The organism is Staphylococcus massiliensis CCUG 55927, from assembly GCF_000298075.1.
GTDB classification, from domain to species: Bacteria; Bacillota; Bacilli; order Staphylococcales; family Staphylococcaceae; genus Staphylococcus; species Staphylococcus massiliensis.
This window is the reverse complement of the sequence record NZ_JH815593.1, coordinates 86,426-99,785: the sequence shown is the minus strand read 5'-3', so window position 1 is coordinate 99,785 and position 13,360 is coordinate 86,426. Positions and strand designations below refer to the sequence as shown.

Annotated in this window: 13 protein-coding genes and 1 pseudogene; 1 reads left to right on the top strand and 13 read right to left on the bottom strand. The window is 36.1% G+C overall.

The features are described from left to right. The 5 genes and pseudogenes from A33S_RS11500 to A33S_RS0100890 all read right to left on the bottom strand — a co-directional run. Positions 1–1,613: pseudogene (locus A33S_RS11500) on the bottom strand (hypothetical protein); the annotation flags it as partial. Between the two features lie 17 nt (positions 1,614–1,630). Continuing rightward, positions 1,631–2,230, bottom strand: coding sequence for a YtpR family tRNA-binding protein (ytpR, locus tag A33S_RS0100905; RefSeq protein WP_017176453.1), 600 nt, complete (start codon positions 2,228–2,230; stop codon positions 1,631–1,633). 12 nt (positions 2,231–2,242) lie between these two features. Then, on the bottom strand, positions 2,243–3,109 hold the full coding sequence (locus A33S_RS0100900; protein ID WP_009381967.1) for a DUF1444 domain-containing protein: 867 nt from the start codon (positions 3,107–3,109) through the stop codon (positions 2,243–2,245). Positions 3,110–3,300: 191 nt separating this feature from the next. Beyond that, positions 3,301–3,612 carry a thioredoxin family protein gene (locus A33S_RS0100895; protein ID WP_009381968.1) on the bottom strand — a complete coding sequence of 104 codons (312 nt, stop codon included), beginning with the start codon at positions 3,610–3,612 and terminating at the stop codon, positions 3,301–3,303. An 8-nt stretch (positions 3,613–3,620) separates the two neighbouring features. Then, a complete protein-coding gene (locus A33S_RS0100890) occupies positions 3,621–4,700 on the bottom strand; it encodes a M42 family metallopeptidase (protein WP_009381969.1) in 1,080 nt (359 codons plus the stop codon). A gap of 82 nt (positions 4,701–4,782) precedes the next feature. Between A33S_RS0100890 and A33S_RS0100885 the strand changes: the two genes are divergently transcribed. Beyond that, complete coding sequence (locus A33S_RS0100885) at positions 4,783–5,100, top strand: hypothetical protein (RefSeq protein WP_009381970.1); 318 nt, start codon at positions 4,783–4,785, stop codon at positions 5,098–5,100. Positions 5,101–5,150: 50 nt separating this feature from the next. Here A33S_RS0100885 and A33S_RS0100880 read toward each other — a convergent pair whose 3' ends face one another. The 8 genes from A33S_RS0100880 to A33S_RS0100845 form a co-directional block, all read right to left on the bottom strand. Further along, complete coding sequence (locus A33S_RS0100880) at positions 5,151–5,984, bottom strand: YtnP family quorum-quenching lactonase (RefSeq protein WP_017176452.1); 834 nt, start codon at positions 5,982–5,984, stop codon at positions 5,151–5,153. A 173-nt stretch (positions 5,985–6,157) separates the two neighbouring features. Continuing rightward, the gene (trmB, locus tag A33S_RS0100875) at positions 6,158–6,799 is read right to left on the bottom strand and encodes a tRNA (guanosine(46)-N7)-methyltransferase TrmB (protein ID WP_009381972.1); all 642 of its coding nucleotides are present in this window, start codon (positions 6,797–6,799) and stop codon (positions 6,158–6,160) included. A gap of 12 nt (positions 6,800–6,811) precedes the next feature. Beyond that, positions 6,812–7,603: a phosphotransferase family protein gene (locus A33S_RS0100870; RefSeq protein ID WP_009381973.1), complete on the bottom strand. Its 792-nt coding sequence runs from the start codon at positions 7,601–7,603 to the stop codon at positions 6,812–6,814. Between the two features lie 227 nt (positions 7,604–7,830). Then, positions 7,831–8,679: a D-amino-acid transaminase gene (gene dat / locus A33S_RS0100865; RefSeq protein ID WP_009381974.1), complete on the bottom strand. Its 849-nt coding sequence runs from the start codon at positions 8,677–8,679 to the stop codon at positions 7,831–7,833. A gap of 2 nt (positions 8,680–8,681) precedes the next feature. Next, complete coding sequence (pepV, locus tag A33S_RS0100860; RefSeq protein WP_009381975.1) at positions 8,682–10,091, bottom strand: dipeptidase PepV; 1,410 nt, start codon at positions 10,089–10,091, stop codon at positions 8,682–8,684. A gap of 315 nt (positions 10,092–10,406) precedes the next feature. After that, on the bottom strand, positions 10,407–10,817 hold the full coding sequence (locus A33S_RS0100855; protein WP_009381976.1) for a YtxH domain-containing protein: 411 nt from the start codon (positions 10,815–10,817) through the stop codon (positions 10,407–10,409). Between the two features lie 192 nt (positions 10,818–11,009). After that, positions 11,010–11,711, bottom strand: coding sequence for a pseudouridine synthase (locus tag A33S_RS0100850; protein WP_009381977.1), 702 nt, complete (start codon positions 11,709–11,711; stop codon positions 11,010–11,012). Beyond that, the gene (locus A33S_RS0100845; protein WP_017176450.1) at positions 11,711–13,345 is read right to left on the bottom strand and encodes a putative polysaccharide biosynthesis protein; all 1,635 of its coding nucleotides are present in this window, start codon (positions 13,343–13,345) and stop codon (positions 11,711–11,713) included. Before A33S_RS0100845 ends, A33S_RS0100850 begins: the two co-directional genes overlap by 1 nt. Positions 13,346–13,360 lie beyond the last annotated feature (15 nt).

Sequence of the window (13,360 nt, the reverse complement as noted above, 5' to 3'; positions counted from 1 at the left end):
GTCGCACCTTGTAAATCAGATGCATCTGAAGCTGGAGGTGGCGTTACATTAACCTCAGACTCTGACTCAGATTCATACTCTGGTACATTTTCAGTGTCGTCTGCTTCGTCGTAATCCTCAGAAGAAACCTCTGGTCTTGAGTCCGCCGACTGTTCATACATCATTTGAACATCGGATAACGTATCATCGTGAGACGCTTCTGCCTCATTAAAGTGACTTTCTTGAGTTTGATTAGAATCGTGTTCTTCAGGCGTCTCAGTGCTCGCTTCACGATCGCTTTCAGCTTCATCGTCATCTGACAATGTATCATTATGAGAAGACGCATGTTCTAAACCAGCTTCACTTTGAGTCTCATCATCTAGTTGTGTTTGACCTTCTTCTTGATTCACGTCCTGATACGTAATCGTTTCATTGTCCATTTCCTCAGTAACTTCCTTATTAGGAATTGTTTCCGCTTCTTCACTAGAATGAGCGTAAGTAGTATCATGTTTCGTTTCTTCGCTGTCAGCTTCATGAGTTGATTCTGAAACATCCGCATCAAGATCAATTTCTTGATACGTATATGTATCATTTAGGTCTAATGCTTCAGAGTCTGAAGCATTCACTTGATCCTTACCATCTGAATCTTCGTTGTCAATTTCAACTGACTCTAAAGGTTCATAGTCATCAGATGATTCACCTAAATAACGCTTTGCTTGTGCGCGATGCATTTCATCAATAGCACGCTGAATCGCATCATCAGAATCTTTATTTTGTTGACGCTTCTCTTCAAGTTGAGCTTTATAGCGACGCTTTTGTTGCACTTTTTTCTCGCGCTCACGTCTAATTTCAGCAACAATTTGAGAAGCATAAATGTTATCGATATTGATTGTATTATTTGGTTTCGATGACTTCTGTTCTACGTTCTCTGCTGATTGCGACGTGTGTTCACGCTTAGTAGTTGATTCCTTTGAAGGTTCATGATTTTGAGATTGGTTCGTCATCGTATCTTGTTCTTCATCATCATGTTGGTACTTAGGTCGATTTAATCCTGAATTGATAAATTCTCGACGCGTCTTCGTACCGAAGATTGCTGAAGGTACTTCACTCGCCTTAAACTCTCTTTCATGAAAGTTTGCTTTTACAGGCTGAGAATATTTTTTCTGCTTACTTGATGTACCATATGGCGCAATTGGTGATGATGGTTGAGGTGTATAACGTTGTGACTTATAGCGCTCTTTAGTTTGAGGCTTTGAAGTCTTCTTATCATTGCTAGGTACGTACGTTTCAGTAGTTTCATGCTTCTGCTGATTAGAATCAACCTTATCGCGTCTTCTGTTTCGACGACTGTTAATTTCATCTCGTCTTTGAAAAGATGGTTTCTCAAACTGTTGTTGTCTTGGTGCACGTTCATCTTGCTTTGGTTTAAACGTTTCTGGTTCTTGTTGTTTCTTTTCAAGTTCTTTCATCTCTACAGGGAAGCGAAACTTCCCTTTTGGACGTTGGTACACATCATTATGTTGAGGAAGTAGTGTGTGATCATGTTGTGATTGACGTCTCATTTTACGACGGCGATTAGGCGATGGTTCATTTGAATTGTCATCTTCTCCAAATAACTTATCAAACCAATTCATATATACACTACCTTTCTTTATTCTTCAAAAAATGGTTGTCCTACAGTGTAGTCGTCAGAAAGTACCATGATTCCTTTTTCTTTAGGTGCATTAGGTAGATCTAATTCTTTCATTGAACAAACCATACCGTATGAAGGTACACCTCTAAGTTCAGCCTCTTTGATCACCATACCGCTTGGCATCATTGCGCCTACTTTTGCGATAACGACCTTTTGACCTTGGTCAACGTTAGGTGCGCCACATACGATCTGTAACTGCTCAGTTTCAACATCAATTTTTAAGACACTTAATTTATCCGCGTTTGGATGTTTGTCCTTTTCCATGACATAACCCACGACGAATTTAGGTGATAAATCAACATCAAGCTCGTAGTCAAACCCAGCATCTTTAATGGCTTTACGGCTAGCATCAACTAAATCGCTCGTCACTTTAATATGACCATTGCCTTCAATCGTCATCGTGTTTGAAGCGTCAAAAATATTAAAGCCTACTACGTCGTTATCTTTAGTAATTTTTACAACATTGCCCTTTTTCTCATAGTCAAAAGGACCTTCTACAGGTTCAATTTGTAGAAATAAGACGTCTCCAACCGCTTCTTTATTGTAGAAAATATTCATTTAAATAACTCCTTATTTATCTTCATTTTCAAATTTTTTACGATTTTCTTCTAAACGTTTAATCACTTCAGGATTACGTTTTTGCTTGTTATTTTTACCAAGTATAAAGATAGGCTCTAAGTGGCCTTTTTGATAGCCAAATGACAGACTTGTAATCGGTACTAAGCCTTTTGTGAAGAATTCCATTGTTAAGTGAGCCATCACGTCATAACCTGTATTATTGCGAATATCTGCAACAATAAGTACATCTTGGTGTGGCACTGCTACAAGCATTTCACCTTCACACTGCGCTTCAAATTCATTTAAGAATAACGTATTCGTGATACGGCTTGCATCATAACCGTCATTAGTATTAATAAAATAGAATAAATTACCTTTTACTTCATCTGTTTTGTACGCATTTTCAAGTTTACGTACATTAAAGAGCGCCATTTCCTTAACTTGTTGTTTCGTTACATTTAAAGATTTTAGCATGTCTTCATCTAATAACTTATATGATTTACCTAAATCAACTGCATAGTAAATTCGCGTCTCTGCAGTATGTTCGTCAGTAACGAAAGGAATGCCCTCTTTAGTCTTCGTATCAAAGCTCGCTGCACGAATAACAGGCATTAATTTAACATCATTACCTGCGAGCTTATTTAATGCATGATCACCCATTTGATAAATGGTTTCTTCTACATAATAAACAATTTCGTCAACAATTTGATCTTTTTGTTCTTTATATTTAGCAACAATCGGTGTGAGTTTTACGGTTACACCTTTATTGTTGTCTGTTCTTGCAATTCTTAAGCTTTCTTCATCTCTATTATAAGAAAAGTTAACATCTAAGTGATTTAATCTTTCCTTTAACATATCGCGCATTGAAAAGACATTCATAATTAACACTCCTACTATTCCATGCCTTATTTTAGTTTACAATAATTATACCCTTAGGACTAGAAAAAAACATAATTCCTAAGGGTATTTTTTATGAAATATTATCAATATTAATAATTATAAACCAATTTCTCGAATAAATTAATTCAAACTTCGTTTAAATGTGATTAAACACTAAGTCATGCCTTTAATCACACGTACTTTTGCATAAATGCATCAATTTGTTCAATGGATTTACGTTCCTTACCAATGTAGCTCCCTTGTAGCTTTCCATCTTTGAAAAGTAAAAAGCTAGGGATTCCCATGATATCATGCTCAACTGCTAAATCAATGAACTGATCGCGATCGACTGAAATAAAATTATATTCCGGGTATTTGCTTTCTAAATTTGGAAGTTCAGGTTCGATAACACGACAATCTGGACACCATCCTGCCGTGAACATAAATACCGTTTGTTCATTTTTTAACGTTTCAAATTGTTGTTCTGATTCTAAAGCTTTCATACTTTTTCCTACTTTCCATATTGTAATGTTTTAATTGTATCATCATTTAAGTTTAAAATGGCATGTTGCAAGAGTTGTCTCGCAGCAAAGTAATCTCTTAAATCAAATAAAGCATCTGTACTATGAATGTAACGTGCACATACACCTATTACAGCTGTTGAGACACCAATATTAGATTTATGAATTTCTCCGCCGTCTGTACCACCTGGTGACATATAATACTGATGCGGAATATTTTCGTTGTTTGCGATATCAAGTAAATAGTCACGGAACTCTGGTTTAAGCATCATTGTTCCATCTTTAATACGGATTAAAGTCCCCTCTCCTAGCGCGCCAGAAAGTCCACTTTTACCTTTCATATCATTTGCAGGCGAACAATCAACCACAAATGATACATCTGGATCGATTAGTTCACTAGAAGCACGCGCGCCTCTTAATCCTAGTTCTTCTTGAACATTAGCGCCTACGTAAAGGTCTACGTCTAAGTCGACATCCTTTAATAAATCTAAGATTTCTAATGCAAGTACACAACCATAGCGGTTATCCCAAGCCTTTGCGAGGTAGCGATGCTCGGTCAATTGTTTAAACGTCGTATCAGGTACAATCGAGTCACCGATTTCTACACCCATCTCACGTACCTCTTCTGGGCTAGCACAACCTATATCAAGCATTAAATCTGAAATTGCAGGTGCCCCTTCCTTTCCAGTACGATAGTGCTTAGGAATGTTTGAAACAACACCAGTAAGCTCCTTATCATCTCGCGTACGTACACGCAGACGTTGACCTTGCCATATATCATTCGCAACACCACCTAAGTTCGTAAACTTAAGTAGGCCTTCTTTCGTAATTTCAGTGACCATAAAGCCAATTTCATCCATATGAGCTGCGATCATGACACGTTTCGCACTAGGCTTATTGGACTTTTTCACACCGAAGAAGCCACCCATACGGTTATCTACAAATTCATCTACATACGGTTCCATTTCTTTCTTTAAATAAGCTCTAACTTTATCTTCAAAGTTAGGTGCACCATGTAATTCGGTTAAAATTTTAATACGTGCTATCGTTGTTTCATTACGAATCTCCATAACTGTCGCTCCTTCTGATTTAGTATCTAAACGTGATTGTGGTAAACTTAAATTAATTCATTATTGGAGGAGAATTCTAAACATGATTAAACGTAACATCATGCTATTATCCGGTCTATCTGTCGTTGTAGCAGGTGGTGCAATTACTTCCTTAATCCTTTTACGTGAAAAGAATTATCAAATGTATAATCCTGATAAAATTATTAAAGAAGTAAAGTCGACATTTCATGATGTTGAAGCATCATACATCGTCAAACAGCCTTCCACATACTCTAAATTCGGCATCGAATATGAAGTTTTCCAAGGCGGTATCACAGCTAGACTTAATAACAAACTCACGCATTACGAGTTCATCGCAGACGCCTATAGCGGACAACTCATCGATATTAAAGAAATTTAAAGCTCTTCTTAATTTCCCTATTTCAAAAGTCCTTTTGAAGTAGGGTTAATTCATTTGAGCGCGTCTTGACGCTTAATAGCCTCTTTCACTGTCTTAAAGTCAACTTGGAACTTAGCCGCAAAATAACTTTCATCATGATAATATAAGAACCAATAATCTTGTTGAATAAAGTTACGAATCAAGCGTTCCTTCTCACGAATCGATTGCATTGGATAATCATCGTAAGCGGTAACCCAAAGTGGATTTAAATGTGCAACGGTTGGAAAAATGTCTGCCATATGAACCGCTTTCTCACCATCACTTTCAATCATTACCATACTATGTCCATAACTATGGCCGCCTGTATGCACTAGACGAATACCTTCGATAATGTCAATTGCTTGATCGAATAGAATCATGTGGTCTTTAAAATCTCCTTGATTCTTCTCCCAATATGTTGCTTTACTACGTATATTTGGACTTAAAAATTCATGCCATTCATCTTGCTGAATGAAATGTGTCGCATTTTTAAAGATGGGTTCTCCGTTAGTATTTGTTAAACCTACTGCGTGATCAAAGTGTAAGTGAGTCATAATAACAATATCAATGTCATCTACTGTGAGTCCGTAATGTTCAAGACTTTGATGAATACGACTTTCCTCAACACCGAAAATTTTGATTTCTTTTTCAGTAAGTTTGTCATTACCCATACCTGCATCAATCACAATATTATGATCAGGCGTTTGAATTAAAATCGGGTGCGTAGGTAAATGAACTTGGTTTTTGTCATTTACGTCATATTTTTTCGTCCAAAGCGGCTTTGGTACAACACCAAACATTGCACCGCCGTCCATCATTGTAGCGCCCCCATTTAACGGGTTAATCGAAAATTGACCTAATTTCATCGTATATCCCCTTTCGATAAATACTTTGTCATTACATTCATTTTAACAAACTTTGCCGTCTATCGTTATGAAATCGCACGACGCTAAATGAATGTGCTTAGTTTCTAAAGTCCTTTTCATGAAAAGTAAAAAAGAGCTAAGACATAACGTCCTAGCTCTCAAAGTGTAGCGATTTACTTCTTATGAAAACGTGCTTCCATTCTATAGATGCGTGAACCTTTATCGGAGAACTTCTGCTCATACTCTGTATGCACATTATCACTTGGTTCGTCCTCGTGTAAGTTTAAATGTAGCTTTGTAAAATACATGCCGTACTGAGACATGCTTTCTAAACTATATGAAAATAGACCTCTATTATCTGTCTTGAAATGAATTTCGCCATCTTCTTCTAAAATATATTGGTAAATTTCTAGGAATGTCTTGTATGTTAAACGACGTTTGGTATGTCTCTTCTTAGGCCAAGGATCTGAAAAGTTTAAATAGATACGTTCAACTTCATGTTGCTTAAAGTAATCTTTTAAATCAACGGCGTCATTACAAATCAATTTGATATTTGTCAGCGATTTATCACGTACTTTATCTAGTATACGAATCATCACGTTTTTATCACGTTCGATTGAAACGTAGTTAATATCAGGGTTTTGTTCAGCTAAAGTTGTAATAAATTTACCCATACCTGAACCGATTTCGATGTGAATCGGTTTATCGTCATCAAACCATTCACCGATTTGACCGACACGTTGACCATCTGTATCTACAATGTCACTGTGCTCATTTAAATAATCAAGCGCCCAAGGCTTATTTCGCATTCTCATTGAAACTTCTCCTTAAATAAATACGTTACGCTTCATGACGTCGTCTAAAAATTGAAGCCAAGTATTCATATCTTTAAAACGTTTTTGTTCCTCATACCATTGAACCATACCGATGGATTGAATGACCGTATACCACTTCATTCTCTTTTGAAGATTTAACGATGCATCAACGCCGTATGTCTCAAACCATGCTTCCCATTGTGATTCATGAACGTAGTTGTAAAGCAGCATACCAATATCGATAGCTGGATCAGCAATCATAGCGCCTTCCCAATCGACTAAATAAAGTTCATCTTGATCAGAAAGTAACCAGTTGTTGTGATTCACGTCGCCATGTACAACAGTAAAGAATCCTTTATCAAGTTCTGGTTTATTATCTTCTAAATACGTGAGTGCTTTACGAATAATGTGATGTGTTAAGACATCTCTTGATAAAGAAGCATTAATCTTACGTAACATAATATGCGGTGTAATAGGTTCCATTTCCATACGTTTTAACATGTTGAGTAACGTTTTAGATTGATGAATACGTTTTAAAAGTCGTGCCACACGAGGTTGTTTCATTTCATGAGACTCAAGTTCGCGACCATTTTTCCAATGTTGTGCTGTAACAACTTCACCTGTTTCAATACGTTTCGTCCAAACTAGTTTTGGTACGATATCCTCTGCTGATAACGCAGCGATAAATGGGTTAGAATTACGTTTTAAAAATAACTTTTGCCCATTTTGTTCAGCCATATATGCTTCTCCAGAAGCACCCCCTGCTGAATCTAATGTCCATCCCAGCTGATAAAACTGCTCCAACTCGTTCACCTCGCTTTCCAATAGAAAATGGCTCTAGAAATAAGATTCAAGAGCCATATTTCAAAATTTTCTATAGTTATTTAATCCGTTCACTTTTAAAGACTTAATTACGATTTTATAATTTTTGGGGTTTCTTTTCAACCAAAAATCAGAAACTAAAAGTGTCATTTTTCTTAAAATGAACAGATTAACAGGCTCTTTAATAAATAATTTTTTGAACGAAAAATTTAAATGCTGTGTGAACGAATATAACGGTCGAAACCTTCTTGTAATTGCTTCGTAATCGGGCCTACTTTGCCATCATTAACGCTTTCACCGTCTACTTTAATAACAGGCATCACTTCTACTGAAGTACTTGAAACGATCACTTCGTCCGCTTCTTTTAAGAAGTCTGTAGTGATAGCTTCTTCAACAAACGGGATACCTTCATCTTCAGCTACCCATTTGATGACACGTCTTGTAATACCATTTAAGATATAGTTGTTTACAGGATGCGTATATATTTTGCCATCTTTAACTACTAATACATTCGTTGAAGCACCTTCTGTCACAGTGTCTCCACGATGTTGAATGGCTTCTTTAGCGTTATATTTTACAGCTGCTTCTTTAGCTAACACGTTTCCTAACAAATTCAAACTTTTAATATCACAACGTAACCATCTAATATCTTCAGTAGTAATGGCGTTGATACCATTTTCTAAATCTTGATAAGGTCGATCATATGACTTAGTGAAAGCCATGATAACAGGTTTTACATCACTATTAGGAAATGCATGGTCTCTAGGCGCAACACCTCTTGTCGCTTGAATATAAACACCACCATTTTTGATGTCATTACAAGCAACAAGTTCACGACATAATTCGATTAAGGCATCAACAGAATATTCCAAATCTAACCCAATTTCAGTTGCACTTCTTAAAAAGCGTTCAAAATGCTCTTTTACCGTAAATAACTTATTGTCATAAACGCGGATATATTCATAAACGCCGTCTCCAAATACATAGCCACGGTCTTCGTAAGATACTTTAGCGTCTTGTTCATCGATTAATTGTTCGTTAATAAGAACTTTAGCCATACTTAGTCCTCCACACATACTGCATGTATTGCTTCTAAATAAATACTTGTAGCGTCAAATAATTGTTTCTTCGTAATATATTCACCCTTTTGATGCATTAAGTCCTCAGAATCTTCGAACATTGCACCAAATGCAACACCTTTATCTAAATTACGTGCATACGTACCGCCGCCAATTGTGAATGGTTCAGACATATCTCCAGTTTGGTTACGATAAGCTGACAGTAATTGGTTCACAAACGGGTCGTTTTTGTCTACATAATGCGGTTGTTGCACTTTCTTAACTTCAATAGCATAACCTAATGGCTTAATTTCATCTTCGAATTGTTTGATAGCCGCGTCAAAATCAAATCCTTCAGGGAATCGAAGGTTAACTCCAAAACGTGCTTTTTTATTTTTGTCATACTGCATTGTACCAATATTAGTTGTTACGTCACCCATAACTTCACTATGGAACTTCATACCCATCTTCTCACCAAAGTCTGATTGATAGAGGTACTTTTCACTGAAGTTAACCATATTTAAAGCTGTTTGATCTAAATTCAAGCCGCTTAAGAAATGCATTAAATGTAATCCAGCATTTACACCAATAGATGGATCCATACCGTGTACAGCTTTACCATAGACTTTGAGTTCTAAGATACCATTGTCAATGAGCGTTTCGCCTTCAAGCTGATAATCATTTAAGAATGATTCGAAACGTTGGATGCAGTCTGTCATATTCTCTTTTACAAGTAAATGCGCAATGGCTACATCAGGTACCATGTTATAGCGTTCACCTGATTTAAATGATTTTAATTCGAATTCTGGTTCGTCTTCATCTTCAAAAGACTTTTCCTGAATTAAATCAAATGTCGTGATGCCCTTTTCACCATGAATAAGTGGGAACTCAGCATCAGGAGCGAAGCCTAGTTGAGGCATTTCTTCAGTATTAAAGTATCTATCTGTACATAACCAATCTGATTCTTCATCAGTACCAATAATAATATGTAAACGTTTCTTCCAATTAACGTTCATATCGTTTAAGATTTTAACGGCATAATAGGCAGCAATTGTTGGCCCTTTGTCATCAAGCGTACCACGCGCAATAATACGGTCGTTAGTAACGACAGGTTTGAACGGGTCTTGATCCCAATCATCACCAGCTGGTACGACATCAACGTGACATAAAATACCGAATAAATCATCACCAGAACCAACTTCGATGCGACCTGCAATATTGTCGACATCATATGTATCAAAACCATCACGTTCAGCAAGCTTGTACATGTAATTTAAAGCTTCTTTAGGTCCTGGTCCAACGGGATTCGATGCGTCGCTTTTAGAATCCTCACGTACACTTTTTATCTCTAATAATCCGTTTAGGTCTTCTATAATTTGACTTTCATATTCCTTAACTTTGTCTCTCCACATTGGTGATCAACTTCTTTCTTAATTAGTCATTATGTTTTATATTTTACATCAAATTTTGGATAAACTACAGTGAGATGAGTGTTAATTTTTTTAAAATTTCGTATATTGTAACAAAGGTTTGTCATATCAAGCTTTCTTGACCTCAAAATGAATTGTACACGCTTTTATAAGCGAATTTACCTAGTTTTAGTCTCGCTCTTATACCCCTTCAAGATTGAATTTAGCACTTCTTTTCGAATAAAAAAGAGGGCATAAAATTGCCCTCTTCATATAATAGGTACGTTAAATGTGTATTAACGTTATTTTAAGTTAGAGTTACTTCTTGTTTTTTAGTTCTTCTTCAGTTACAACATGTAAATTCTTAGATGGGTCGCCGCCACCTTCATCTACAAATTGACCAGTACGTTCTTCAGTCGTTTCTTGTTTCTTAGTTGCTTGAGTGAATTCACCTTTCTTTTGGTTCACAAAAGCTTTAGGATCTTTCTTAACTTCTTCCATATACGTTTTAGGGTCTTGTTTAACACGGTTAAATTCTTCTGTAGCTTTAGAGCTTAAGTCAGTTGCTTTCTTCTTAGCATCTTGTTTATAGCTTTCTGGATTTTCTTTGTATTTATTATATTCGTTTTTTAACATGTCTCTGTTTTCTTTTTTAGAAAGTACTGTAGCAGCTACTGCGCCACCTACTCCAATTAATAAACCTAATAAGTTTGTATTTTTCTTAGCCATTATAATCACCTCTGTTAATTTATAAATGTAATACCCTACTAAATATAATTTAAACACACTTCATACTTCAAATGAGCTTAAAAACCGTGTGCACATCGTTCACATTTACATTACTTATACTTACACCTAATTACGTGTCCTTAAACGCGTATTTAGAGATTGTAACTTGATTGACATCTTTTTTAATGTTCCTTAAATTTTGTAATTTAGTAGATTCATTTCTTTATCAGTAAGCTTACGGTATGCACCTTCTTCAAGCGATGCATCGAGTTCGAGTTCACCTATTCGCTCACGATGTAATGCTTCTACTTCATTGTCTATAGCGTGAAACATGCGCTTAACTTGATGATACTTACCTTCAGTAAGCGTGACATAAGCTAAATTAGAATCGTCACCTATTGTTAATTTAGCAGGCTTAAGCTTACCTTCCTTTAACGTGATCCCTGCTTTAAAAGCCTCCACGTCTTGATCACGAACAGGTTGTGCCGCTTCAACTTTGTATACTTTTTCAACATGTTGCTTTGGATTCATTAGATGATGGTTAAACTTACCGTCATTTGTAATAAACAATAATCCAGTAGTATCTTTATCAAGTCGACCTACTGGAAAAATATCCAAATGCTGATATTCAGGAATTAAATCAATAACGGTTGGATGTACATCATCTTCAGTTGCGGACACATAGCCCTTTGGTTTATGAAGCATGATATAAACAAAGGGTTCGTAAAGAACCCTTTCATCGTTAACACGTATATCATCTTGTTCAGGTCGGACTTGCGTTTTGGGCGTTTTAACTTTGTCACCATTTAACTTAACAAGCCCTTTTTTAATGAATTGTTTAACTTCACTTCGTGTGCCAATACCCATGTTGCCTAAAAATTTATCAATTCGCATTATAAAAACCTAACTTTTCTTCTAATTTTATTTGGTATATCACCTAAGAACTTATCTGCAAGTCCAGTCTTCATTGTAATGATACCGTAGATAAGTCCACCAACTGGGACACAAATTGCTAACATAATCATGGCACCAATTGTTGTCTTAGGATCAATTATAAATTTAAGTAGGAAGTATGCTAACTCTACACCTAACATCATTAAAAAGCCATAAATAAAGATTTTACTAAACTGCATCCACGTTTCTTCAAAGTTAAAGCCAGCATGACGTTTCAGAATCGCAAAGTTACAAATGATGGCTGCGAGTAAAGCAATTGAAGTACTTAGGATGGCACCTGCTGTATGGAATAACATAATTAATGGAATATTTAATAACAATTTAAGTAGTACTGCACCAATAATAATAAACACTGTACGTTTTTGCTTGTTAATACCTTGAAGCATAGATGCCGTAACACTTAATAATGAGATTAATATAGCTACAGGTGCATATAAGAATAAGAGTACGATACCATCAAAACGGTATTCGTAGAATGCTGTGTAAAGCGGTGTTGATAATGCCATAATGCCTAAACTTGCTGGCACCGTGATAAACATTAAGACACCTAATGCCGTACGAATTTGATTATGCATTTCAACATGATTACCACGTTCATACGTTTTCGTTATGTATGGAATTAAGCTGATTGCAAACCCTGCAGCTAGTGACGTAGGTATCATAACGATTTTATTAGTCGTCATATTTAACATCGTAAATAAACTATCTTGAACTTCCCTGTCGACATTAACCATACTTAAAGCTTTGTTATGTGTGAACTGGTCGACGATATTAAACAGTGGAAAATTTAAACTTACAATAACAAAAGGAATACTATAAGCGATTAATTCCTTATACATGTTTGTATATGGTACATGTATATCAGTTTTATCTTGTTGAATCATTTCTTGCATAAATGGTTTACGCTTACGCCAGTACCACCATAAAGTAAGTAAACCGACAATGGCACCTATAGCTGCTGCAAAAGTTGCGATACCGTTAGCTAATAATAATGAACAATTAAATACTTTTAATACAAGATAACTACCACCTAATATAAAAGCAATACGCGCAATTTGTTCAGTTACTTCTGAAACTGCTGTTGGTCCCATTGATTGATAACCTTGGAACACACCTCTCCACGTCGCAAGTAAAGGTATGAAAATAACAACAAAACTAATAATACGGATAATCCAAGTGATATCTTCAACTGTCCAACCACCTTCACCTTTAGAACCACTTGCTAAAGTAACACCTGCGATAGTTGGAGATAAGAAAAAGAGTATTAGAAATCCTAAAATACCTGTAATACTCATCACAATAAAACTTGATCGATATAATTTTTCACTAACCTTATAAGCACCGAGCGCATTATACTTCGCGACGTATTTTGATGCAGCAAGTGGCACACCTGCCGTCGCTACGGCTATTGCGATATTGTATGGTGCATAGGCATAGTTAAAAGGCGCTAAGTTCTTTTCATCACCCATGATGGCGTAGAATGGAATAATGAAGAACACACCTAGTAACTTGGTAATCAGTACACTAAACGTTAATAAAAACGTTCCTCTTACTAATTCTTTGCTTTCACTCATAGTTATCTTCCTACC